The sequence below is a fragment of the Caballeronia sp. dw_276 genome (genome assembly GCF_018449635.1).
In the GTDB taxonomy this organism is placed as follows: Bacteria; Pseudomonadota; Gammaproteobacteria; order Burkholderiales; family Burkholderiaceae; genus Caballeronia.
The window spans coordinates 114,924-136,128 of record NZ_JAAVUV010000011.1; the positions used below are offsets into that span (position 1 = coordinate 114,924).

The following is a 21,205-nucleotide window of genomic DNA, read 5'->3' on the forward strand; positions in this document are numbered from 1 at the left end:
CAAACGTTGGCGCCGTATTGCGCGCCGCACCATCGCCGAAGACGCTGTTCTATAATGGTCCGGGTAATACCGGGGTTGTTAATTCGGAATGAAACCTAGCGGAGAGAAGTCGGACTTCGATCTTCCGCACATTCCTAACCAAAATCGCCGTGAGCGCTCAGTGCTTGTTCGAGCTTCTGAAGTCGCCACCGTGAGGAGAATTCAGGCCACGCATCTGCCTGCCAACATGAATCGTTTAGCCAAATTTCTTCCCCTCGAAAATGTCGTACTCGGACTGTCCGTCACCAGCAAGAAACGTGTATTCGAGCAAGCGGGCCTGATCTTCGAGAATCAGAACGGCATTGGCCGCAGCACCGTCACCGACAATCTCTTTGCGCGCGAGCGTCTCGGCTCGACCGGTCTGGGCGAAGGTGTCGCCATTCCCCACGGACGCATCAAGGGCCTGAAGCATCCGCTCGCCGCGTTCGTGCGTCTGGCTGAGCCGATCGCTTTCGAGTCGCCGGACGGCCAGCCCGTATCGCTGTTGATCTTTCTGCTCGTTCCGGAGCAAGCCACGCAGCAGCACCTTGAAATCCTGTCGGAGATTGCCCAGTTATTGTCCGACCGCGACACGCGTGAACGTCTGAACACCGAAGAAAATCGTGAGGCGCTGCATCAGCTTCTCACGCAATGGCAGCCTTAAGTCCGCCAAATCTGCTCGAATCCACGCATATGGCGCGAGCAATCCTCTCGCGCCGGCGGCCCTTCTAGCGCACAATCAGTCCTATTGAGCGGAGCATTGATCGGGCCAACCCCGGCCCCTTCAGTCGCCCAGCGCTCGCGGCCCCTCACGGAGTTCCGGCCTCATGGATACGTCCAGCATCAATGCCCAGAGTATTTTCGACGACAACGCGGCCGCGCTGAAACTCAGTTGGCTGACGGGTCACGAAGGCTGGGAACGCGGCTTTTCAACTGAGACGGTCGCCAATGCAACATCGAGTGCCGATCTGGTCGGCCACTTGAACCTGATTCACCCCAACCGCATCCAGGTGCTCGGCGACGCCGAAATCACCTACTACCAGCGTCAGTCAGACGAAGACCGCTCGCGTAACATGGCCGAACTGATCGCGCTCGAACCGCCTTTCCTGGTGGTCGCGGGCGAAGTCGGCGCGCCGCCCGAACTGGTTTTGCGTTGCACGCGTTCGTCCACACCGCTTTTCACCACGCGCATGTCCGCGGCGGCCGTGATCGACAGCTTGCGGCTTTATATGTCCCGCATCCTTGCGCCGCGCGCGACGCTCCACGGCGTGTTTCTCGATATTCTCGGCATGGGCGTGCTGCTGACGGGCGACTCGGGCCTCGGCAAAAGCGAACTCGGGCTGGAGCTGATCAGCCGCGGTCACGGTCTTGTCGCGGACGACGCAGTAGACTTCGTGCGCCTTGGTCCGGACTTTGTCGAAGGACGATGCCCGCCGCTGCTGCAGAATTTGCTCGAAGTGCGTGGTCTCGGCCTGCTGGACATCAAAACCATCTTTGGTGAAACCGCGGTTCGGCGGAAAATGAAGCTCAAGCTGATCGTTCAGCTCGTGCGTCGGCCGGACGGCGAATTTCAGCGGCTGCCACTGGAAAGCCAGGCGGTCGATGTGCTCGGCTTGCCGATCAGCAAGGTCACCATCCAGGTGGCCGCCGGCCGAAACCTCGCCGTGCTGGTCGAGGCGGCCGTGCGCAATACGATCCTGCAACTGCGCGGTATCGATACCTTGCGGGACTTCATGGATCGTCAACGGCTCGCCATGCAGGATCCGGAGAGCCAGTTCCCCGGCAAGCTGATCTGATCGGTTGACTTACAAGCCGGCGACGTCTGGACCCGAACTTTTTGCCCAATCTGACGAGTCCTTATTCATGCGCATCATCCTGATTACCGGCATTTCCGGCTCCGGCAAATCCGTCGCCCTGAACGCGCTCGAAGACGCCGGCTACTATTGCGTCGACAACCTGCCGCCGCGCTTCTTGCCCGAACTCGCGACTTATCTCGAATCGAAAGGTCAGGCGCGCCTCGCGGTCGCCATCGATGCACGTTCCAGCCGTTCGCTCGACGAAGTCCCGGCCATCATCAACGGCCTCACGCAATCCTTCGATGTCCGCGTGCTGTTCCTCAACGCCAGCACCCAGTCGCTGATCCAGCGGTTTTCCGAGACGCGCCGCCGCCATCCTTTGTCCGGTTCACCCACGCACGACGCCGATGTCGGCCTGCACACGTCGCTTGGCGAAGCCATCGAACGGGAACGCGAACTGGTCTCGGGGCTTGCGGAATTCGGCCACCAGATCGACACGAGCAATCTGCGCGCGAACGTTTTGCGCGCGTGGGTGAAAAGTTTTGTGGAGCAGGAAACGGCCGGCTTGACGCTGATGTTCGAATCGTTCGGATTCAAGCGCGGCGTGCCGCTCGACGCCGATTTTGTCTTCGATGTCCGCACACTCCCGAATCCGTATTACGACCGCGAGTTGCGGCCGCTGACGGGCCTGGATCAGCCGGTGATCGATTTCCTGTCGGCTCAGCCGATGGTTCATCAGATGATCGACGACGTCGGCACGTTCATTGCGAAATGGTTGCCGCAGTTTCGCGAAGACAACCGCAGTTACCTCACGGTCGCGATCGGCTGCACGGGCGGACAGCACCGCTCGGTGTTTATCGCCCAGACGCTCGCCGCGCGTTTCGGCGAAAGCGCCAATGTGATCGTGCGGCATCGCGACGCACCCATCGCCATCGATGGACACGTCGCGCCCTTGCAAACCTGATCGCCTTCGGGCGGTCTTTTTAGAAGAAGCGCGCGATGTCCACCAATCCCCTTCTCGCCGACCTGCCGCTGTTTCCCCTGCACACCGTGCTGTTTCCCGGTGGCCATCTTCCCCTGAAAATCTTCGAGGCGCGCTATCTCGACATGGCGCGCGCGTGCCTGCGCGAAGGCACGCCGTTTGGCGTGTGTCTGCTGAAAAGCGGCAACGAGATTGCATCGCCAGGCGATCCGTCGGTGCCGGAGACCATTGGATGCCTCGCCGAGATCACGCAGTGCGACGTGGACACGTTCGGCATGCTGCTGATCCAGGCGCGCGGGACGACGCGGTTCCGGCTGCTTTCGCATCGCGTCGAACCGAGCAATTTGCTGGTCGGCGTGGCGGAGACGATCGGGGACGACGCACCGCTGGAAAATGCCGAAGCAGTGGTCAAGTTCGGCGCGTGCGCGGAGGTGCTGGAGCGGATCATCGATGCAATCAAGGCGCGGGAACCGAAGGACCTGCCCTTCATTGAGCCTTTCCTGCTCGACGATCCGACGTGGGTATCGAACCGTTTGTCGGAGATCCTGCCGATCCCCATGCGCGCCCGGCAAAAGCTGATGGAGCTGGAAGATGCTGCGGCGCGCATCGATGTCGTGCATCACTATATGCAGCAGCATCAGCTTCTGTAACTCAACTCAGATCAGCGAACCTTGCAGCGCGTCGAGCAGCTTGCGCACCGGCGCCGGAACGCCGTAAGCGTCGATCTTCGATAACGGCGCCCAGACCGTGTGGTTATCGGCGAGTTCGGGCGCTGCGTCCGCGCGCCCAAGACGCGGTTCGATATCCAGCTTGAAATGCGTGAACGTGTGCGTGAACGGGCTCAGGCGCTGAAGCTTGTCCGTGCCGCCGCCGAGGCTATGCGCGACGGCGGCTAAAGCGTCTTCATCGGCGGCTTCGGGGAGGCTCCATAAACCGCCCCAGATGCCCGTTGGCGGGCGTTTTTCCAGTAAAACCGTATCGCCGTCCTGCAACACCAGCATCCACGTCTTGCGTGTCGGCACCGTTTTTTTCGGCCGCGCCGTTGGCAATTCCTTTTGCCGATGCGTCACGTTCGCCACGCAATCCGGCGCGAACGGGCAGCGCGGGCAGTCCGGCTTGCCGCGCACGCAAAGCGTCGCGCCCAAATCCATCAACCCCTGCGTGTAGGCCGTGACGTCGTCCTTATGGGCAGCGTCGGGCAACAAGGATTCGGCGAGCGTCCACATCGCGTTTTCGACTTTCTTCTCGCCCGGGAAACCTTCCACGCCGAACACGCGCGCCAGAACGCGCTTGACGTTGCCATCGAGAATCGTCGCGCGCGCGCCATACGCGAACGATGCAATCGCCGCCGCCGTCGAGCGGCCAATCCCTGGCAATTCCGCGAGTTCATCGACGCTGCGAGGAAACTCGCCGCCATGTTCCGTCGCGACGACGTCGGCGCATCGATGCAGATTCCGCGCGCGCGAGTAGTAGCCGAGGCCGGCCCAAAGCGCCATGACGTCGTCGATGGGCGCGGCGGCAAGCGCGTTGACATCGGGGAAACGGTCAAGAAACCGCGCGTAATACGGAATCACCGTGGACACCTGCGTCTGCTGCAGCATGATCTCCGACAACCAGATCCGGTAAGCATCGCGCGTGTTTTGCCACGGCAAGTCGTGACGGCCGTGAACGCGTTGCCACGCGATCAGGCGCGTTGAGAAATCGGTGAGCTGGAGCATGTCGGCTAGCGCTGGCAGCGCGGGCAAAAGTACGTGGATCGCTGGCCTTGCACGATGTGTTTGATGGCCGTTCCGCAAACGTGGCATGGCAGGCCGGCGCGATCATAGACGAAATAATCGAGCTGGAAATAACCCGACTCGCCGTTGCTGCCAACGAAATCCCGCAGGGTGCTGCCACCCTTTTCGATAGCTGCCGCAAGCGTTGTGCGTACGGCTTCGGCCAAGAGATCGTAGCGCACGAGCGAAATGCGCCCTGCCGCGACCGTCGGCCGGATTCCCGCACGGAACAAGCTTTCCGATGCATAGATATTGCCGACGCCCACGACCATCGTGCCCGCGAGCAGCGCCTGTTTCACGGACACCTTGCGCCCGCGCGTCAGCCGGTACATGAGCGTGCCGGAAAACTCGGCGGTGAAGGGCTCGACGCCCAGACCGGCGAGCAGCGGATGGTCGAGAACATTGCCGTCTTCGCGCGAATGCCACAGTACGGCGCCAAAACGCCGCGGATCGCGGAAGCGCAAAATGAAGTCGTCGAAGATCAAATCGATATGATCATGCTTCGCGGCATCGGGAGGGCGCGGGACATTACGCAATACCCGCAGCGTTCCCGTCATGCCGAGATGCACGATCAGCCAACCGTCAGAGGTTTCGAAGAGCAAATACTTGCCGCGTCGCTCGACCTTGTCGATTTTCAGCGCCTTCATTGTCTTTGCAAGGTGCGCGGGAATCGGCCATCGAAGCGCGGGCGTGCGGATATCGACACGCTCGACACGGCGGCCGGCAACGAACGGTTCAATACCGCGTCGGGTTACTTCGACTTCCGGCAACTCTGGCATGTTTTACTGGTCTGCAACTTGCTGTGGGACGTGCGCGTATTGTAGCGAGCGCGTTACAATCGACTGAAACATTGATCGGATTTCCATGAACTTGTCCTTCGTTAAGTTGTTTTCGAAGCAGCGTGCAGCGACCGCTGAAACGATTGCGGCACGCGGTAAGCCGGTCTCGCCGAGCAAGCTCGCGGCAGCTGTGGCGCTAGCCGTGGCGGCGTTCGCACTTGGCTCCTCCGCCTACGCCCAGAGCCCGGCGCAACTTCCTTCTCCGGATGACGATCAGGCGTCAATCAACGCAGCCGATCTGATCACCGCGCCGCCCACGGGCAAGGAAACACAGGACCTGCCCAATATTGCGGTGTCCAGCCAGATCGTGTTCCAGGTGCTCGCGGCCGAAGTCGCGTTGCAGCGTAATCAGGCTGCGCCCGCATACCAGACGTATCTCGCGCTTGCCCGTGACACGCATGATCCACGTTTCGCCCAACGCGCGACCGAGATTGCGATTGCAGCACAAAGTCCCAACGACGCGCTGACGGCCGTTCAGCTTTGGCAGCAGTTTTCGCCGAATTCGGAACGCGCGGCGCAATTGAGCGCGTCGTTGCTGATCTTGTCCGGCAAGCCCGACGACGCGGAGCCGATCCTCGCCGGCGAACTCGCGAAGATCCCGGCCGAACAGCGTGGCGACGCAATCATCTCGCTGCAGGTTTTGATCTCGCGCGGTCCGAACCGCGTGGGCGGGCTGAATGTGTTGAAGGACCTGGTCAAGAACGACATGGACCGGCCCGAAACGCAACTGGCGCTCGCCCGCCAGCAGATTGCCGCCGACGATCAGCCGGGCGCGAAGGCATCGCTTGAAAAGGCGCTGCAACTCAAGCCCGACTATTTGCCCGCAGCGTTGACGCTCGCGCGCATGGGTCCGGCCGAGCGCAGCGAAGGTATCGCTTCGTTCGAAAAGTACGTCGACAAGAATCCGAAATCTCATGACGCGCGGCTTGCGCTTGCGCAACTGTATTTATCGGCGGATCGGCTCGATGACGCCCAGAAGCAGTTCGAAGCCATGCGCAAGAACGACGCGAAGGATCTGACGCCGTTGATGGCGCTCGCGTTGATCAACATCCAGAAGAAGCAGCCGGACAAGGCGAAGGACTACCTTACTCAGTATGCCAAGGCGGCGGAAGCCACGCCGGGCGCTGACCCGGGTCAGGCGTACATCTATCTCGCGCAGCTTTCGCTCGAGCAAAAGGACGACGTCGCCGCTAACCAGTATCTCGACAAGATCACGCGCTCGAGCCAGCAGTACTTGCCGGCGCAGGTCACGCGCGCGCAGATCCTGGCGAACCACGGCAAGGTCGACGAAGCCCGCCAGTTGCTCGGCAGCCTGCAGACATCTGATCCGCGCGATCTCGCCTTGCTCGCTCGCACTGATGCTTCGCTGCTGTTCCAGGCCCAGCGTTATCCGGAGGCGGAGACGGCTTTGTCGAAGGCGTCGGCAGCTTTCCCCGAAGATCCGGATCTCACGTACGACTACGCAATGGCCGCCGAGAAAAACGGCCATTACGACGTCATGGAAACGCAGCTTCGCAAGCTGATGAAGACGCAGCCGGACAATCCGCAAGCGTATAACGCGCTCGGTTATTCACTTGTCGATCGCAACGAGCGGCTGGACGAAGCGGTTAAGCTGATTGAAAAAGCGGTATCGCTGGCGCCAAACGATGCGTTCATCATGGACAGCCTTGGCTGGGCAAAATACCGGCAGGGCAATGACGCCGAAGCGGCCAGCATCCTGAAGAAAGCCTACGATTTGCAGCCGAATGCTGAAATCGGCGCGCATCTTGGCGAAGTGCAGTGGAAGTCGGGACAGCAGGACCAGGCGCGCAGCACGTGGCGTCAGGCGCAAAAGCTTGAACCCGGCAACGACACACTCGTCAAAACGCTCAAACGATTCCAGGTGAACGACCTTTGAACTTGAATGCAATGAATGTCTTGAACGGCCAGCGCGCTCGACGCAGCGCACTGGCGTTGATGGCGGCAAGCGCCGTGGTCCTCTCCGGATGCGCTGTCAAACCGCGGGTTCCGACTACATCGAATGCGGCAACCGCTGTCACTGCGCAGACCAGCCGCGCGTATCACGGCAGGTTTGCAGTCCAGTATGACGACCAGAATGGTCAGCAACGAAACGCGTACGGCAACTTCGACTGGCAGGAAACGGGCGATACCGTCACGCTGCAGTTGCGCAACCCGCTGGGACAGACCATGGCTATCGTGACGTCGTCGCCGTCGTCGGCCACGCTGGAATTGCCGAACCGCCAGCCGCAAACAGCCGATAACGTCTCCGAACTCATGCGCAACGCAGTGGGTTTCGCGTTGCCCGTGGAAGGCTTGCGCTACTGGCTGCAGCCGTCGCCAGCGCCGACGTCCCGGGCACGCACGACCATGGATTCATCGTCGCAAAATGACCGCCTGAAGCAAATCAAGCAGGACGGCTGGACCATCGACTATCTGGCCTACGCCGATGCACCCGCCACCGGCGTGAAACGCCTGAACCTGTCGCGCGAAGAACCGCCGCTCGACATCAAGCTCGTCCTCGACCAGTAACGTTTTTCGCATCCACAAGCATGGCTTCCACTCAACCGGGCTCATCAGGCCCGCTGCCGGGCGCATCGCTACGCAATTGCCTTGCGCCGGCCAAGCTCAACCTCTTCCTGCACATCACGGGACGTCGTCCGGACGGCTATCACGCGCTCCAGACGGTATTCCAGTTGCTCGACTGGGGCGACATGCTGCACTTCACCCGTCGCGACGACGGCGTGATCGCCCGCATCACCGACGTCCCGGGCGTGCCTGAAGCAGATGACCTTGTTGTGCGCGCGGCACGTCTGCTGCAGTCCACAACAGGCACCCCCCTTGGCGTAGACATAGAAATTGATAAAATACTGCCCATGGGCGCCGGTCTCGGCGGCGGCAGTTCTGATGCCGCTACTGTGCTGCTTGCCCTGAATCGCTTGTGGGGCCTGGCTTTGTCCAGACAAGCGTTGCAGGAACTGGCGTTGAAACTTGGCGCCGATGTGCCGTTTTTCGTCTTCGGGCAGAATGCTTTTGCTGAAGGCGTGGGCGAAACGCTGCAGCTTGTCGATTTGCCGAAACGTTTCTTTCTGGTGGTGAGTCCTGCGGTACATGTTCCAACTGCCGCGATTTTTTCAGAGAAAGCGTTGACAAGGAACTCAAAAGTCCTCACAATAACGGACTTCCTTGCACAACATAGCTCTGACACAGATTGGCCTGACAGCTTCGGCCGAAATGATATGCAGGCAGTTGTGACAGAGAAGTACGCGGAAGTAGCTCAGGTGCTGGAGTGGTTTTCGAATCTTTCACCTGCGCGAATGACCGGATCTGGAGCGAGCGTGTTTGCCGCTTTTCGTAGTAAAGCCGAAGCTGAGATGGCGCAAGCCAAACTCCCGGCAAGCTGGAAAAGCAAAGTGACCGAAAGCCTGGATTCGCATCCTCTCTTCGCTTTCGCGTCGTAAAGTTTCGTTTTGCCGGGTTTGTCCTACACTGCCCGGTGAGACTCAAAGTTAGTGTAGGGGAGTCGCCAAGTTGGTTAAGGCACTGGATTTTGATTCCAGCATGCGAAGGTTCGAATCCTTCTTCCCCTGCCATTAATTTCCCGCGTTTTTCCTCTCGCCCCAGCCAAGAAACAGGTGCACGATGAGCAGTGACGGCCTGATGGTATTCACTGGCAACGCGAATCCCGCGCTTGCACAGGAAGTCGTCAAAATCCTTGGAATCCCTCTTGGCAAGGCAATGGTCAGCCGGTTTTCCGACGGCGAAATCATGGTCGAGATCCAGGAAAACGTCCGCGGCAAAGACGTGTTCGTGCTGCAATCCACCTGCGCGCCGACCAACGACACGCTGATGGAACTCATGATCATGGTCGATGCGCTCAAGCGCGCATCCGCTGGCCGGATCACCGCAGCCATCCCGTACTTTGGTTATGCCCGCCAGGATCGCCGTCCACGTTCGGCTCGCGTCGCCATTTCGGCGAAAGTCGTGGCGAATATGCTGGAAATCGCCGGTGTGGATCGTGTCATTACCATGGACCTCCACGCCGACCAGATTCAAGGTTTCTTCGACATCCCGGTCGACAACATCTACGCAACGCCGGTTCTGCTCGGCGATCTGCGCAAGCAAAATCACGAAAACCTGCTGGTTGTGTCCCCTGACGTAGGTGGCGTGATTCGCGCCCGGGCACTGGCCAAGCAACTCAACACCGATCTCGCGATCATCGACAAGCGTCGCCCGAAGGCGAACGTCGCTGAAGTGATGAACATCATCGGTGAAGTGGAAGGCCGCACGTGCGTGATCATGGACGACATGGTCGACACCGCCGGCACGCTCTGCAAGGCAGCACAAGTTTTAAAGCAACGCGGCGCAACCAAAGTGTTTGCGTATGCCACGCACCCGGTATTGTCGGGCGGCGCAGGCGAGCGGATCGCGGCATCGGAACTGGATGAACTGGTTGTGACGGACACCATCCCTCTTTCCGACGAAGCGCGCGCATGCACCAAGGTGCGTGTGTTGTCGAGCGCGGGGTTGCTGGCCGAGACGTTCTCGCGCATCCGGCGTGGCGACTCGGTGATGTCGCTGTTCGCCGAGGGTTAAAAAGCGGTTGAAAGTATTTGCGGTGGAGCGAGGATAAAACTTCGCAACGCCGCGTAATCGGTTCAGGCGAACGAAGGCCTGGATCGCTGCTCTGGGGCTGAACGCTTTCGCGGACAGCCCCGTTTTCACTGCCTGGTCGCGGGCAGATTATGGAGTTGAATCATGAAAGTAGTCGCTTTTGAGCGCAATCTGCAAGGTACGGGTGCGAGCCGCCGCCTGCGTAACTCGGGCAAGACGCCGGGTATCGTATATGGCGCAAACGCTGAAGCTCTGGCTGTTGAACTCGATCACAACGCCCTTTGGCACGCGCTGAAGAAAGAAGTTTTCCATTCGTCGATTCTCGAACTGGAAGTGGCTGGCAAGACGCAACAAGTCCTGCTGCGCGATGTGCAATACCATCCGTTCAAGCAAATGGTCCTGCACGTTGATTTCCAACGTGTCGATGCATCGAAGAAGCTGCACACGAAGGTCCCGGTTCACTTCCTGAACCAGGAAACGAACCCGGCCGTGAAGACGGCTGGCGCGGTCATCTCGCACGTGATCAACGAAATCGAAATCGAATGTCTGCCGGCTGACCTGCCGGAATTCGTCGAACTCGACCTCGCCAAGATCGAAGCGGGTCAGGCGTTGCACGTGAAGGACATCGTTTTGCCGAAGGGCGTGGCGCTGATCGCTCACCTGGAAGCAGAAAACCCGGTTATCGCTTCGGCGACCATTCCGGCTGCCGTTGTGTCCGACGAAGCTGCTTCGGGCGATGCCGCTGCCGAAGGCGACAAGCCGGCTGCATAAGTCTGCTGAAGCCTGTACGCTTGAGTCCACTCTCAGGAGTGGACAAAGTGACCCGCCGTTGCTCTGCTCCGGCGGGTTTTTTTTAGCCTTTTTCTGGTGCGGTTGAAGTTTGCTGAGCATGCTCGCGTGCTTTTATGCCGCCACGATTGAACATGATCAAACTGATCGTCGGGCTCGGCAATCCGGGCGCCGAATACACCGCGACGCGTCATAACGCCGGCTTCTGGTTCGTCGATCAACTGGCGCGCGACTCAGGGGCGTCCCTGCGCGATGAACGCCGATTCCACGGCCACTATGGGCGCGGCCGGCTCAACGGCCACGAAATCCATCTGCTCGAGCCGCAGACCTTCATGAACCGGTCGGGACAATCGGTCGTGGCCGTCGCGCAGTTCTTCAAGATCCTGCCGGACGAGATTCTTGTCGCGCACGACGAACTCGACTTGCCGCCCGGCACCGTCAAGCTGAAGCTCGGCGGCGGCAGCGGCGGCCATAACGGTTTGAAGGACATCTCCGCGCATCTTTCGTCGCAGCAATATTGGCGGTTGCGGATTGGCATTGGGCATCCGCGTGATCTGATTCCTGAAGCCGCGCGCGCCGGCGCGAAGCCCGATGTCGCCAATTTCGTGCTGAAACCGCCGCGCCGCGAAGAGCAGGACGTGATCGATGCATCGATTGAACGCGCGCTCGCCGTCATGCCGGTCGCGATCAACGACGAAATGGAACGCGCGATGATGAATCTGCATCGCAATAGCTGAACTGAATGCCTGATAAGGAGCGAAACGTGAGCCGTTTCTGGAGCGAGATCGTCAACATGCTGACGCCGTATGTGCCCGGCGAGCAACCCGCGCTTGCACATCCCGTGAAGCTCAATACGAACGAAAATCCGTATCCGCCGTCGCCGCGGGTCATCGATGCAATTCAGCGCGAACTTGGAAACGACGGCGATTCGCTGCGCAAATATCCCGATCCGACGGCGCGCGCCTTGCGCGAAACGATCGCGCGGCATCATGGATTGCGCGTGGAGCAAGTGTTCGTTGGCAACGGCTCCGACGAAGTTCTCGCGCACACCTTCCAGGCGCTGCTCAAGCACGACAAGCCGATCCGTTTTCCCGATATCACGTACAGCTTTTATCCCGTGTACGCGCAGTTGTATGGCGTCGCGTTCGATGCAATGCCGCTGAACGCGGATTTCGGCATCGATGTCGATGATTTCCGCGCGCCCAATGGCGGCGTGCTTTTGCCGAATCCGAACGCGCCCACCGGTCGTGCGTTGCCGCTCGACGAGATCAGGATCCTGCTCGCGGCGAACCCGGATTCGGTTGTTGTGATCGATGAAGCGTATGTGGATTTCGGCGCGGAATCAGCGGCAACTCTGGTCGATGAATATCCGAATCTGCTGGTTGTGCAGACGTTATCGAAGGCGCGTTCGCTAGCTGGCATGCGCGTGGGATTTGCCCTCGGCCATGAAGCGCTGATCGAGGCGCTCACGCGTGTAAAGGACAGCTTCAATTCGTATCCGCTCGACCGGTTGGCTCAAGTTGCGGCCATCGCTGCGTTTGAAGACGACGCGTATTTCCGCGATACCTGCGCGAAGGTCGTTGCGAGCCGCGAGCGTTTATCGGACGAACTGAAGGCGCTGGGATTCGATGTGGTGCCGTCGGCGGCGAACTTTGTGTTCGTACGCCATCCGTCACATGACGCCGCGGCGCTCGCCGCAAGCTTGAAGGAGAAAGAGATTTTCGTGCGGCATTTCAGGCTGCCGCGGATCGACCAGCATTTGCGGATCACCGTGGGCACGGACGCCGAATGTGACGCGCTTCTCGCCGCGTTGCGCGCCGTGCTGTAAATGCGAACAGGCGCTTGTTCAGGCGCCCTTCGCTTTCATCAACGCGTGATATTTCGCCATCAGCTGGATGGGATTTTCGTCATGCGCCGGGTCGCGCGGAATGCATTCCACGGGGCACACTTGCACGCATTGCGGTTCGTCAAAGTGTCCAACGCATTCCGTGCATTTGTTCGGGTCGATGACGTAGTAGTCGACGCCCATCGATATGGCGTCGTTCGGGCACTCGGGCTCGCACACGTCGCAGTTGATGCACTCGTCGGTAATGAACAGGGCCATGCTTTACTCTCTTCGTCCGGCGTTTCAGCCGGCTTTGTGATGCGCACTCACGGCACAGCAGGATCGGGCACGATCGGACCAACCTTGTCCTGCAAACGCTTTTCCACCGATGGGAACACGAATTTGCTGACATCGCCGCCAAGTTGCGCGATCTCGCGCACGATCGTGCCCGAGATGAATTGATACTGGTCCGATGGCGTCATGAACATGGTTTCGACGTCAGGCAACAGATACCGGTTCATGCCGGCCATCTGGAATTCGTATTCGAAGTCGGAAACAGCGCGCAGGCCCCGCACGATCACGCGCGCGTTGTTCTTGCGCACGAAATCCTTTAGCAGACCCTTGAAGCTCATTACCTTCACGTTTGGATAGTGCCCCAATACTTCATGGGCAATGTCCAGCCGTTCCTGGAGGCTGAAAAACGGCTTTTTGTTGCGGCTGTCGGCAACGCCAACCACCAGCGTATCGAAAATACTCGATGCGCGTCGCACAAGGTCTTCGTGACCGCGCGTGAGCGGATCGAACGTTCCCGGATAAACGGCTGTAACCATGGGGCATCTCCTCTTCTGATACTTTTTCTGGCTATTTCTGCAGAATTCCTGACGATGCTTCGCCAGATGAAAATTGGGACGATGCCGGTATCTACAAGAAGCCGTCGTCAATCATGTCCGGCTACATACCCCTTCGCAGGTCTCTTCGGCCATGACCCGCGCATCGCCGGCCAGCGTTTTGGAACGCGCATTATTCCTCATTTTCGCGCTGCAGCAAATGATAGCGGACCGCGCCGGCCTTGCCTTCGCGGGTAATTGCCCATCCGGCGAGCGCGGGCACCTGTGCGGGGTCGAGCGGTTCGCCCGATTCCACGTACAGCAAGCCACTCGCCGACACCAGCGGCGCCGCGAGCACGAGCGCGCGCTGGAGCATGGTGGTGTCGCCGAAAGGGGGATCGAGGAAAACGACATCGAAGGAATTCGGCGGCAGGTTTGCAGCGAGTCGCAGCGCATCGGCTTCCACGATTTCGATGTTCTTCGCCGCCAGGCGCGCCTGGTTTGCCTTCAACTGCGCGACCGCACGGCCGCTGCGCTCCACCATCAGTACGCGCACTGCGCCGCGCGACGCGGCTTCGAAGCCAAGCGCGCCGCTGCCGGCGAAGAGGTCGAGACAGCGGCGGCCGTCGAGCGACTGACCGAGCCAGTTGAAAAGCGTCTCGCGCACGCGATCTGGCGTGGGACGCAGACCGTCGAGGCTCAGCACAGGCAACGGCGTGCGCTTCCAGTCACCGCCAATGATACGAATGGAATGCGCCTTTCCGCCCCGCGATGGCTGCGCTTCACGCTCTTTCGGCCCCCGCTGAGTCGGCGCGGCGGATTCGCGGGTTTTATCGCGGGTGCGTTCGGGATTTCGCGTGAGCGTTCGGGTGATGTCAGAGCGGGACATGGACGTGCATGAGTGGGCGGACGCTTGGCCGCGGGCGGATCGAAGAAAAAGTAGGTGATAACAATGCCTTTCACCGATGCGGGCACGTTACCACAGCCCCGTCGCCATGGATGTCATGGGCCGCCGCCACGCAGCTACTACAATCGGTGCCGGCTGATAAAATACGCATCTTTCGCGTATTTGCGCTTTTCGCCCGGCTCTTCCCGCTGTTTTTGGCGGTTTTTCGCGGCACGGCGGCTACATCATCTTTGCGTTTTCGCAGACGTTCGACTCGTGAAGTCGCAACAGCACAGATGAATCGCCACCTCCACCATTGCAGACCATGTTCAGCTTTTTCAAACGATTAGTAGGCAAAACGAGCGATACGCCCGATGAAGATCAGGCGGAGGACGCTGTAGTCGATCTGGATTCGGAATCCGAGGCCAATGAAGGACTTCGGCATGCGACCACGCCCGTTACGCCCGCCCAGCCAGTGGAAAGCGTTGACGAGCCTCTTTCGCACGCCACCACGCCCGTAACTGCCGCTCAACCGGCAGACGATTCGCCGAGCGCGGAAACAAAGCCGTACTGGCAAGGCCGCACCGCGTCTCAATGGACCGCACAGCAGGAAACGGCGGTCATCGTGCCGCCGCCGGAGGCGGACGCCGGCGCGAAACGTTCGTGGATCACTCGCCTGAAGACGGGTTTGTCGAAGACGAGTTCGGGACTGACGGGGATTTTTGTCGGCGCGAAGATTGACGACGACCTGTACGAAGAGCTTGAAACCGCATTGCTCATGTCCGATGCAGGCATGGACGCGACCGAATACTTACTCGAAGAGCTGCGTGAAAAAGTGCGCAGCGAGCGCCTCACCGACGCAATGCAGGTGAAGGCCGCGCTACGTTCGCTTCTCGCAGATTTGCTGCGCCCGCTCGAAAAGTCGCTGATGCTGGGCCGCGCACAACCGTTGGTGATGATGATCGCCGGCGTGAACGGCGCGGGAAAGACCACGAGCATCGGCAAGCTGGCGAAGCATTTGCAGAGTTTCGATCAGTCCGTGCTGCTCGCCGCCGGCGACACGTTCCGGGCAGCAGCGCGCGAGCAATTGCGCGTGTGGGGCGAGCGAAACAACGTGACGGTGCTGTCGCAGGAAAGCGGCGATGCAGCCGCCGTGATTTTCGATGCCGTCGGCGCGGCGCGCGCGCGAAAGATCGACGTAATGATGGCCGATACCGCCGGTCGCCTGCCCACGCAACTCCATCTGATGGAAGAGTTGCGCAAGGTGAAGCGCGTGATCGCGAAGGCGCAGCCGGATGCGCCGCACGAGGTTCTGCTGGTTATCGATGCAAACACCGGCCAGAACGCGCTCGCCCAGGTAAAGGCATTCGACGATGCACTCGGCCTGACCGGGTTGATCGTGACGAAACTCGACGGCACCGCGAAGGGTGGGATTCTCGCTGCGATCGCACGCCAGCGGCCGATTCCGGTTTATTTCATCGGTGTGGGCGAGAAGGTGGAAGACCTGCAGCCGTTCAGCGCCGACGAATTCGCGGACGCGTTGCTGGGCAGTTGATTCCGGGCACTGCAGGCTTTCTCATTACGCCTGCAGTGAAGCACGACTTACCGCGAAAAGATCAACACCCCGGCAATCCACCACATCACCACGCCCACAATCACATCGAGCACGCGCCACGAGACATCTTTCTCGAACAGCGGTCGCAGCAACCTGGCGCCGAATCCAAGCGCCGTGAACCAGATAATCGACGAACACATGGCCCCGGCCGCGAACCACGCGTTCCCTGGCCATCCGTACCGCGCGCCAATCCCGCCGAGCAATACGACCGTGTCCAGATAAACGTGCGGGTTGAGCAGCGATAAGGCCAGCACGGTCGATGCCGCTTTCAACGCCGTCTGCGTCTCACCATTCTCGGCCTGCAAGTGCCCCGGCCCTTTCCACGCCGCGTGAAAAGCCCTCACGCCGTAGAGGAACAAGAACACCGCGCCGGCCCAGCGAATCACGTCGAGCAAAACGGGTGCGCGCGCAATCAACGCCCCCATTCCGCCGATACCCAACCCGATCAGCATCACATCGATCAGTGCGCAGATCGAGACGACCAATCCCACATGCCGCCGCTTCAAACCCTGCCGCAATACAAACGCGTTCTGAGCACCAATCGCGATAATCAAACTTGCGCCAAGTCCGGCGCCGGATAAAAAAACTGCTGTTGTCATTCTGCGTCCGGTTGCTGCCCGGGCGCGGCGCGCGCGAACGCATCGATTTGCCCGGCGTGATCGGCGATACGTTCGATCGTCGGATACCGGCTCATGTCGATGTTGAAACGCCGCGCGTTGAAAACTTGCGGAACGAGGCACAGATCGGCGAGCGTGGGCGTATTGCCGAAACACAGCGCGCCGACGCGCGGGTCGTTCGCCAGACGCTTTTCCAGCGAGCTGAAGCCTGCTTCCAGCCAATGCCTGTACCACGCGTCTTTCGCTTCTTCACCAACCTTCAGCGTGTGCTTCAGGTACTTGAGCACGCGCAGGTTGTCGATGGGATGAATCTCGCACGCCACCTGCAGCGCAACCGAACGAATGAACGCGCGATCCAACGCGCTCCCCGGCAGCAGCGGCGGCTCAGGATGCGTCTCCTCCAGATATTCGATGATCGCAATCGACTGCGTCAGCACGTCGTCGCCATCCACGAGCGTTGGCACGATGCCGTCCGGATTCAACTCGCGATATTCGGGCTTCAGTTGCTCCCCGCCATCGCGCAAAAGATGAACCGGCGCGTAGTCGTAATCGAGCCCTTTGAGATTCAGCGCAATCCGCACGCGATACGCGGCCGAACTCCGAAAATAGCTATAGAGCTTCATCGGTCTCCTCCGTTTTTATAGTCAGACCACGCGCACCGCAAACTCGCCGATTCCATCGACGCCGCCTTTCATCAAATCGCCCCTTTGGATCGCGCCGACGCCTTCAGGCGTGCCCGTGAAAATCAGATCGCCAGGAAACAGCTCGAACAACGTCGATAGATACGCGATCGTCTCGCCCACCGACCAGATCAGTTGCGAGATGTCCGATCGCTGTTTCTCTTCGCCATTGACGGTGAGCCAGATCGCGCTTTTTTCCAGATGCCCGACCTTTGCCACAGGATGAACTGGACCGAGCGGCGCGGAGTGATCGAAGCCCTTTGCCGTATCCCACGGACGGCCGAGTTTCTTGGCTTCGGCCTGCAAGTCGCGGCGGGTCATATCGAGGCCGAGCGCGTAGCCGAACACGTAGTCAAGCGCTTGATCGGCGGGAATGTCCTTGCCCCGCTTGCCGATGGCCGCAACCAGCTCCATCTCGAAATGCACATTCTTCGATTGCGACGGATACGGGAATTCGCCGGTCGCACCAGGCGCGACGTACAGCACGGCATCGGCCGGTTTGGCAAAGAAGAACGGCGGCTCGCGATCCGGATCGTGGCCCATCTCACGTGCGTGCGCCTCGTAGTTTCGGCCGACACAGTAAATTCGGCGAACGGGGAATTCATCGCTGGAACCGATCACCGGCACCGCAACCACCGGCGCCGCAGCAAATACGTGACTCATTGCGCTTTCTCCTGTTTGATATGGCTCGACCAAGGACCTAAGTTTAACGTGCGCGGTTTGCCGTCGCGACTCGGCCGAATGGCATAGGCGGTGAGGTAATCGCACCGCCTGCGCTTGCAAGGCCGCCTCAAATGCGGTACTGAATGTGTTCCCGCATTTCACAATTGAAGCGCCTTATCGTGCAAAACCTGAGTGAAGACATCGACACTTGTGCGAGACGGCCGCTCGGACCATTCGATGACCGACTCTGCTGCTTTCCCCTGCGCCCGTTTCATCAAGGAAATCGGCCGCGGGCCAAACGGTGCGCGCGCGCTGACCCGCGAGGACACGTACGCGCTCTACGAAGCGATGCTCGACAACCGCGTCTCCGATCTCGAACTCGGCGCGGTTCTGCTTGCGTATCGTGTGAAGGGGGAAACGTCGGCGGAACTTGCCGCGATGCTCGCGGCCGCGCATCGCTCGTTCGAGCCGCTGCATATCCAGAATGGCCGCGATAACGCGCGTCCGGTTTCGATCCCGACCTATAACGGCGCACGCAAGCAACCCAACCTCACGCCGCTGCTGGCCTTGCTGCTTGCACGTGAAGGTGTGCCGGTGCTCGTGCATGGCGTCACCGACGACCCCGGCCGTGTGACGAGCGCCGCGATCTTCGCGGAACTGGGCATAGAGGCATCGACTTCCCACGATGAAATCGAAGACAACCTTGCCTCGCGCCGCCTATCGTTCGCGCCTATTGGCGTGCTCGCGCCCAAGCTCGCGCGCCTTCTCGCTATCCGCCGGATCATGGGCGTGCGCAATTCCACCCATACGCTGGTCAAGATTCTTCAGCCGTTCGCACAGCCTGGCTTGCGGCTTGTGAACTACACGCATCCGGAATATCGGGAAAGCCTGACGGGGCTTTTCACCGAACATCCCGATGCCGCCGCCGGCGGCGCGCTGCTCGCCCGTGGCACGGAAGGCGAAGCCGTAGCCGATACACGCCGTCAAGTGCAAGTCGACTGGTTCCATGATGGCCACGCAGAAACGCTCGTTTCGCCAGAACGATCGTCGCCGGAAGCGCCCGCCGTGCCGCTGCCCGAAGCCCTCGACGCCGCCACGACCGCACGCTGGATCGAGACCGTTCTGCGCGGCGAAGCGCCGATTCCCGCCGCGCTCGCACGTCAGGCGGAGTTGATTACGGAAATTGTCAGACGGCAAGACGGTTGACAAACCCGCACGCCGTCGGCTAATGTACACGAATGAGCTTTGCCCAATTCTCCTCCCTTCGAATTACTCTGGGTCGCCTAGCGCGGCCCCTATCGCTACGTCTAGCGTAAGTCGCTAAACGTGGCGCCGCGCGTTCCCAACGCCCGGTCCCTCCTGCAGTTCCCGTAGCTCCCCTTTCTTTTACCACCCGTAGTCGTCTGCTTTCGTCCGTTCATCCACGGGTCGAAATCGCGAGGATCACATGCACGCTGCATTTGCATCGTTCACGTTTGTCACCGGCGTCATCCACGCCCGGGCAACACGCGAACCCAGGCAGCGCGCACTGGACCGATGCCGGCAAGCCGCCGGCCACTCGTCCGCCTCGCAACGACTGCGCTTTCACGCGTACAACGCGTTCAGCCGAGGCCCACGATGATGATGCGCAACCCTTCCGAGAAATACCGCCCCTTCCCTCAAGTCACGCTCAAAGGCCGCCAATGGCCAAATCGCATCATCGAGCGCGCGCCCATCTGGATGAGCACCGATCTTCGCGATGGCAACCAGGCGCTGATCGACCCGATGAGCATCGACGCCAAACTCGAGTTCTTCGAGATGCTGGTGGCGGTGGGTTTCAAGGAAATCGAAGTGGGCTTTCCGTCGGCATCGCAGACGGATTTCGACTTCGTGCGCAAGCTGATCACCGAAAACCGCATTCCCGCCGATGTCACCATCGAAGTGCTCGTGCAGTCGCGCCGGGATCTCATCGAGCGGACGTTCGAGGCTGTGGAAGGCGCGCCCCGCGTGATCGTGCACCTTTACAACGCGATCTGCCCGTCGTTCCGGAAGATCGTCTTCGGGATGACGAAGGAAGAAACCAAGGCGCTCGCGGTGGAAGGCACGCGCATCATCAAGGAATGCGCCGCAGCGCGCCCCGGCACGCACTGGACTTATCAGTATTCGCCGGAAACGTTCAGCATGACCGAGCTTTCGTTTTCCCGCGAAGTCTGCGACGCGGTCGCGCAAATGTGGCGGCCCACGCCCGATCACAAGATGATCGTGAATTTGCCCGCCACGGTCGAAGCGGCCATGCCCAACGTCTTCGCCGATCAGGTCGAATGGATGGATCGGAACATGGGATATCGCGACAGCATCGTGCTCTCCGTGCATCCGCATAACGATCGCGGCACGGCCGTCGCCGCTGCGGAACTCGCGATTCTTGCCGGCGCGGATCGTGTGGAAGGTTGTCTCTTCGGCAACGGCGAGCGCACCGGCAACGTGGACCTCGTCACGCTCGCGATGAACCTGTACACACAAGGCGTCGATCCGGGCCTCGATTTTTCGGATATCGATGGCGTGCGCCGCGTCGTCGAACGATGCAACCAGATCCCGGTGCATCCGCGTCACCCGTATGCCGGCGATCTCGTGTTCACGGCGTTTTCCGGCTCGCATCAGGACGCGATCCGCAAGGGTTTCGCGCAGCGCGTAGACGGTACGGTTTGGGACGTGCCCTATCTCCCGATCGATCCCGCCGATCTCGGCCGCAGCTACGACGCCGTAATCCGCGTCAATAGCCAGTCGGGCAAAGGCGGCGCGACCTATCTTCTCGAACGCGGCCTTGGCTTCACGCCGCCGCGCCGCGTACAGATCGAATTCAGCCACGCCGTCCAGAAAGTCGCCGATTCCTCCGGCGAAGAAGTTTCCGGCGAAGCCATTTGCGCCCTCTTCAAACGCGAATACTTCGACGCGAAAGGCCCCGCCTCGCGCGCCGATGCATCGGCGATTCACTTCAATGAACGCCGTGTGACGCTGCCGGTATCGAAGACCGCCGACGAAGCGCACGCGCAGGCCGTTGCCGCGGTATTGGCCGAGGTGGCCGGCGCGACCATCGATGTGACTTCGTTTGAAACGGCGGTAACGGTGAAGGGGGAGACGGCGGTTTTCATCGGTTGCCGGATTGGCGATCAGACCGCGCGATACGGCGTCGCCGTGCACGCGAACGCGGTGCAGGCAATTAGCGACGCGATTATCAGCGCGATGAATCGCGCGCGCTGGGCTGGACGCAAGGCGATGGAAGACGAAGCGGTCGCGGCTTAAGAA

General features: G+C 60.5%; 22 protein-coding genes and 1 tRNA gene. 15 read left to right on the forward strand and 8 right to left on the reverse strand.

Translation table 11 applies throughout. The features are described 5' to 3' along the window. Window positions 1-226 precede the first annotated feature (226 nt). The 4 genes from ptsN to HB633_RS22510 all read left to right on the forward strand — a co-directional run bounded on the left by ptsN (window position 227) and on the right by HB633_RS22510 (window position 3,446). Window positions 227-682: a PTS IIA-like nitrogen regulatory protein PtsN gene (gene ptsN, locus HB633_RS22495; RefSeq protein ID WP_056357931.1), complete on the forward strand. Its 456-nt coding sequence runs from the start codon at window positions 227-229 to the stop codon at window positions 680-682. 163 nt (window positions 683-845) lie between these two features. Continuing rightward, entirely contained in the window at window positions 846-1,814 is a 969-nt protein-coding gene (gene hprK / locus HB633_RS22500; protein ID WP_031357600.1) for an HPr(Ser) kinase/phosphatase, read from the forward strand. Between the two features lie 67 nt (window positions 1,815-1,881). Continuing rightward, the gene (gene rapZ, locus HB633_RS22505) at window positions 1,882-2,778 is read left to right on the forward strand and encodes an RNase adapter RapZ (RefSeq protein ID WP_056357933.1); all 897 of its coding nucleotides are present in this window, start codon (window positions 1,882-1,884) and stop codon (window positions 2,776-2,778) included. Window positions 2,779-2,813: 35 nt separating this feature from the next. Next, on the forward strand, window positions 2,814-3,446 hold the full coding sequence (locus tag HB633_RS22510) for an LON peptidase substrate-binding domain-containing protein (RefSeq protein ID WP_213780352.1): 633 nt from the start codon (window positions 2,814-2,816) through the stop codon (window positions 3,444-3,446). Window positions 3,447-3,452: 6 nt separating this feature from the next. On the opposite strand, the gene mutY is transcribed toward HB633_RS22510, so the two are convergent. Together mutY and mutM are read right to left on the reverse strand one after the other, a co-directional pair. Continuing rightward, a complete protein-coding gene (mutY, locus tag HB633_RS22515) occupies window positions 3,453-4,514 on the reverse strand; it encodes an A/G-specific adenine glycosylase (protein WP_213780353.1) in 1,062 nt (353 codons plus the stop codon). 5 nt (window positions 4,515-4,519) lie between these two features. Next, complete coding sequence (gene mutM / locus HB633_RS22520; RefSeq protein ID WP_213780354.1) at window positions 4,520-5,350, reverse strand: bifunctional DNA-formamidopyrimidine glycosylase/DNA-(apurinic or apyrimidinic site) lyase; 831 nt, start codon at window positions 5,348-5,350, stop codon at window positions 4,520-4,522. Window positions 5,351-5,435: 85 nt separating this feature from the next. On the opposite strand from mutM, the gene HB633_RS22525 reads away from it, so the two are divergent. From HB633_RS22525 to hisC, 8 genes are all read left to right on the forward strand, one after another. Next, window positions 5,436-7,307 carry a tetratricopeptide repeat protein gene (locus HB633_RS22525; protein ID WP_213780355.1) on the forward strand — a complete coding sequence of 624 codons (1,872 nt, stop codon included), beginning with the start codon at window positions 5,436-5,438 and terminating at the stop codon, window positions 7,305-7,307. An 11-nt stretch (window positions 7,308-7,318) separates the two neighbouring features. Beyond that, on the forward strand, window positions 7,319-7,939 hold the full coding sequence (gene lolB / locus HB633_RS22530) for a lipoprotein insertase outer membrane protein LolB (RefSeq protein WP_213780356.1): 621 nt from the start codon (window positions 7,319-7,321) through the stop codon (window positions 7,937-7,939). A 20-nt stretch (window positions 7,940-7,959) separates the two neighbouring features. Further along, window positions 7,960-8,868, forward strand: a complete 909-nt coding sequence (gene ispE, locus HB633_RS22535; protein WP_213780357.1) for a 4-(cytidine 5'-diphospho)-2-C-methyl-D-erythritol kinase — start codon at window positions 7,960-7,962, stop codon at window positions 8,866-8,868. A gap of 55 nt (window positions 8,869-8,923) precedes the next feature. Continuing rightward, window positions 8,924-9,000: transfer RNA gene (locus HB633_RS22540), tRNA-Gln, on the forward strand. 49 nt (window positions 9,001-9,049) lie between these two features. After that, window positions 9,050-10,003, forward strand: coding sequence for a ribose-phosphate pyrophosphokinase (locus HB633_RS22545; RefSeq protein WP_056357954.1), 954 nt, complete (start codon window positions 9,050-9,052; stop codon window positions 10,001-10,003). Window positions 10,004-10,165: 162 nt separating this feature from the next. Beyond that, entirely contained in the window at window positions 10,166-10,792 is a 627-nt protein-coding gene (locus HB633_RS22550; protein ID WP_213780358.1) for a 50S ribosomal protein L25/general stress protein Ctc, read from the forward strand. A 152-nt stretch (window positions 10,793-10,944) separates the two neighbouring features. Beyond that, window positions 10,945-11,547 (forward strand): aminoacyl-tRNA hydrolase, encoded by a 603-nt coding sequence (gene pth / locus HB633_RS22555; RefSeq protein ID WP_213780359.1) that lies wholly within the window; start codon window positions 10,945-10,947, stop codon window positions 11,545-11,547. Between the two features lie 26 nt (window positions 11,548-11,573). Beyond that, window positions 11,574-12,638: a histidinol-phosphate transaminase gene (gene hisC / locus HB633_RS22560; protein WP_213780360.1), complete on the forward strand. Its 1,065-nt coding sequence runs from the start codon at window positions 11,574-11,576 to the stop codon at window positions 12,636-12,638. Between the two features lie 18 nt (window positions 12,639-12,656). Here hisC and HB633_RS22565 read toward each other — a convergent pair whose 3' ends face one another. The 3 genes from HB633_RS22565 to rsmD all read right to left on the reverse strand — a co-directional run bounded on the left by HB633_RS22565 (window position 12,657) and on the right by rsmD (window position 14,351). Beyond that, window positions 12,657-12,914 carry a YfhL family 4Fe-4S dicluster ferredoxin gene (locus HB633_RS22565; RefSeq protein WP_056357963.1) on the reverse strand — a complete coding sequence of 86 codons (258 nt, stop codon included), beginning with the start codon at window positions 12,912-12,914 and terminating at the stop codon, window positions 12,657-12,659. 47 nt (window positions 12,915-12,961) lie between these two features. Further along, window positions 12,962-13,465, reverse strand: a complete 504-nt coding sequence (coaD, locus tag HB633_RS22570) for a pantetheine-phosphate adenylyltransferase (RefSeq protein WP_213780361.1) — start codon at window positions 13,463-13,465, stop codon at window positions 12,962-12,964. Between the two features lie 190 nt (window positions 13,466-13,655). Then, a complete protein-coding gene (rsmD, locus tag HB633_RS22575; RefSeq protein WP_213780362.1) occupies window positions 13,656-14,351 on the reverse strand; it encodes a 16S rRNA (guanine(966)-N(2))-methyltransferase RsmD in 696 nt (231 codons plus the stop codon). 322 nt (window positions 14,352-14,673) lie between these two features. Here rsmD and ftsY point away from each other — a divergent pair, with 322 nt between their 5' ends. Then, window positions 14,674-15,903, forward strand: a complete 1,230-nt coding sequence (ftsY, locus tag HB633_RS22580; protein WP_213780363.1) for a signal recognition particle-docking protein FtsY — start codon at window positions 14,674-14,676, stop codon at window positions 15,901-15,903. Between the two features lie 47 nt (window positions 15,904-15,950). On the opposite strand, the gene HB633_RS22585 is transcribed toward ftsY, so the two are convergent. Genes HB633_RS22585 through HB633_RS22595 form a run of 3 tightly spaced genes read right to left on the reverse strand, consistent with a single transcriptional unit; the run spans window position 15,951 to window position 17,923 of the window. After that, window positions 15,951-16,562: a LysE/ArgO family amino acid transporter gene (locus HB633_RS22585; RefSeq protein WP_213780364.1), complete on the reverse strand. Its 612-nt coding sequence runs from the start codon at window positions 16,560-16,562 to the stop codon at window positions 15,951-15,953. Beyond that, a complete protein-coding gene (gene maiA / locus HB633_RS22590) occupies window positions 16,559-17,203 on the reverse strand; it encodes a maleylacetoacetate isomerase (RefSeq protein ID WP_213780365.1) in 645 nt (214 codons plus the stop codon). The genes HB633_RS22585 and maiA overlap by 4 nt, the downstream gene beginning before the upstream one ends. 21 nt (window positions 17,204-17,224) lie before the next feature. Continuing rightward, window positions 17,225-17,923: a fumarylacetoacetate hydrolase family protein gene (locus HB633_RS22595; protein WP_213780366.1), complete on the reverse strand. Its 699-nt coding sequence runs from the start codon at window positions 17,921-17,923 to the stop codon at window positions 17,225-17,227. Between the two features lie 237 nt (window positions 17,924-18,160). Between HB633_RS22595 and ybiB the strand changes: the two genes are divergently transcribed. Then, the gene (ybiB, locus tag HB633_RS22600; RefSeq protein WP_213780367.1) at window positions 18,161-19,129 is read left to right on the forward strand and encodes a DNA-binding protein YbiB; all 969 of its coding nucleotides are present in this window, start codon (window positions 18,161-18,163) and stop codon (window positions 19,127-19,129) included. Window positions 19,130-19,543: 414 nt separating this feature from the next. Then, a complete protein-coding gene (gene leuA / locus HB633_RS22605; protein WP_213780488.1) occupies window positions 19,544-21,202 on the forward strand; it encodes a 2-isopropylmalate synthase in 1,659 nt (552 codons plus the stop codon). Window positions 21,203-21,205: the final 3 nt, after the last annotated feature.

Excerpts from the sequence above, each read along its gene's own strand:
- maiA (WP_213780365.1), bottom strand. The coding sequence starts at position 17,203 with ATGAAGCTCTATAGCTATTTTCGGAGTTCGGCCGCGTATCGCGTGCGG.
- HB633_RS22595 (WP_213780366.1), bottom strand. The coding sequence starts at position 17,923 with ATGAGTCACGTATTTGCTGCGGCGCCGGTGGTTGCGGTGCCGGTGATC.
- rapZ (WP_056357933.1), top strand. The coding sequence starts at position 1,882 with ATGCGCATCATCCTGATTACCGGCATTTCCGGCTCCGGCAAATCCGTC.
- HB633_RS22550 (WP_213780358.1), top strand. The coding sequence starts at position 10,166 with ATGAAAGTAGTCGCTTTTGAGCGCAATCTGCAAGGTACGGGTGCGAGC.
- leuA (WP_213780488.1), top strand. The coding sequence starts at position 19,544 with ATGATGCGCAACCCTTCCGAGAAATACCGCCCCTTCCCTCAAGTCACG.
- HB633_RS22525 (WP_213780355.1), top strand. The coding sequence starts at position 5,436 with ATGAACTTGTCCTTCGTTAAGTTGTTTTCGAAGCAGCGTGCAGCGACC.
- lolB (WP_213780356.1), top strand. The coding sequence starts at position 7,319 with ATGAATGTCTTGAACGGCCAGCGCGCTCGACGCAGCGCACTGGCGTTG.
- hprK (WP_031357600.1), top strand. The coding sequence starts at position 846 with ATGGATACGTCCAGCATCAATGCCCAGAGTATTTTCGACGACAACGCG.
- ispE (WP_213780357.1), top strand. The coding sequence starts at position 7,960 with ATGGCTTCCACTCAACCGGGCTCATCAGGCCCGCTGCCGGGCGCATCG.
- coaD (WP_213780361.1), bottom strand. The coding sequence starts at position 13,465 with ATGGTTACAGCCGTTTATCCGGGAACGTTCGATCCGCTCACGCGCGGT.
- HB633_RS22510 (WP_213780352.1), top strand. The coding sequence starts at position 2,814 with ATGTCCACCAATCCCCTTCTCGCCGACCTGCCGCTGTTTCCCCTGCAC.
- pth (WP_213780359.1), top strand. The coding sequence starts at position 10,945 with ATGATCAAACTGATCGTCGGGCTCGGCAATCCGGGCGCCGAATACACC.
- rsmD (WP_213780362.1), bottom strand. The coding sequence starts at position 14,351 with ATGTCCCGCTCTGACATCACCCGAACGCTCACGCGAAATCCCGAACGC.
- ptsN (WP_056357931.1), top strand. The coding sequence starts at position 227 with ATGAATCGTTTAGCCAAATTTCTTCCCCTCGAAAATGTCGTACTCGGA.
- mutY (WP_213780353.1), bottom strand. The coding sequence starts at position 4,514 with ATGCTCCAGCTCACCGATTTCTCAACGCGCCTGATCGCGTGGCAACGC.
- HB633_RS22545 (WP_056357954.1), top strand. The coding sequence starts at position 9,050 with ATGAGCAGTGACGGCCTGATGGTATTCACTGGCAACGCGAATCCCGCG.
- ftsY (WP_213780363.1), top strand. The coding sequence starts at position 14,674 with ATGTTCAGCTTTTTCAAACGATTAGTAGGCAAAACGAGCGATACGCCC.
- HB633_RS22565 (WP_056357963.1), bottom strand. The coding sequence starts at position 12,914 with ATGGCCCTGTTCATTACCGACGAGTGCATCAACTGCGACGTGTGCGAG.
- HB633_RS22585 (WP_213780364.1), bottom strand. The coding sequence starts at position 16,562 with ATGACAACAGCAGTTTTTTTATCCGGCGCCGGACTTGGCGCAAGTTTG.
- mutM (WP_213780354.1), bottom strand. The coding sequence starts at position 5,350 with ATGCCAGAGTTGCCGGAAGTCGAAGTAACCCGACGCGGTATTGAACCG.
- ybiB (WP_213780367.1), top strand. The coding sequence starts at position 18,161 with ATGACCGACTCTGCTGCTTTCCCCTGCGCCCGTTTCATCAAGGAAATC.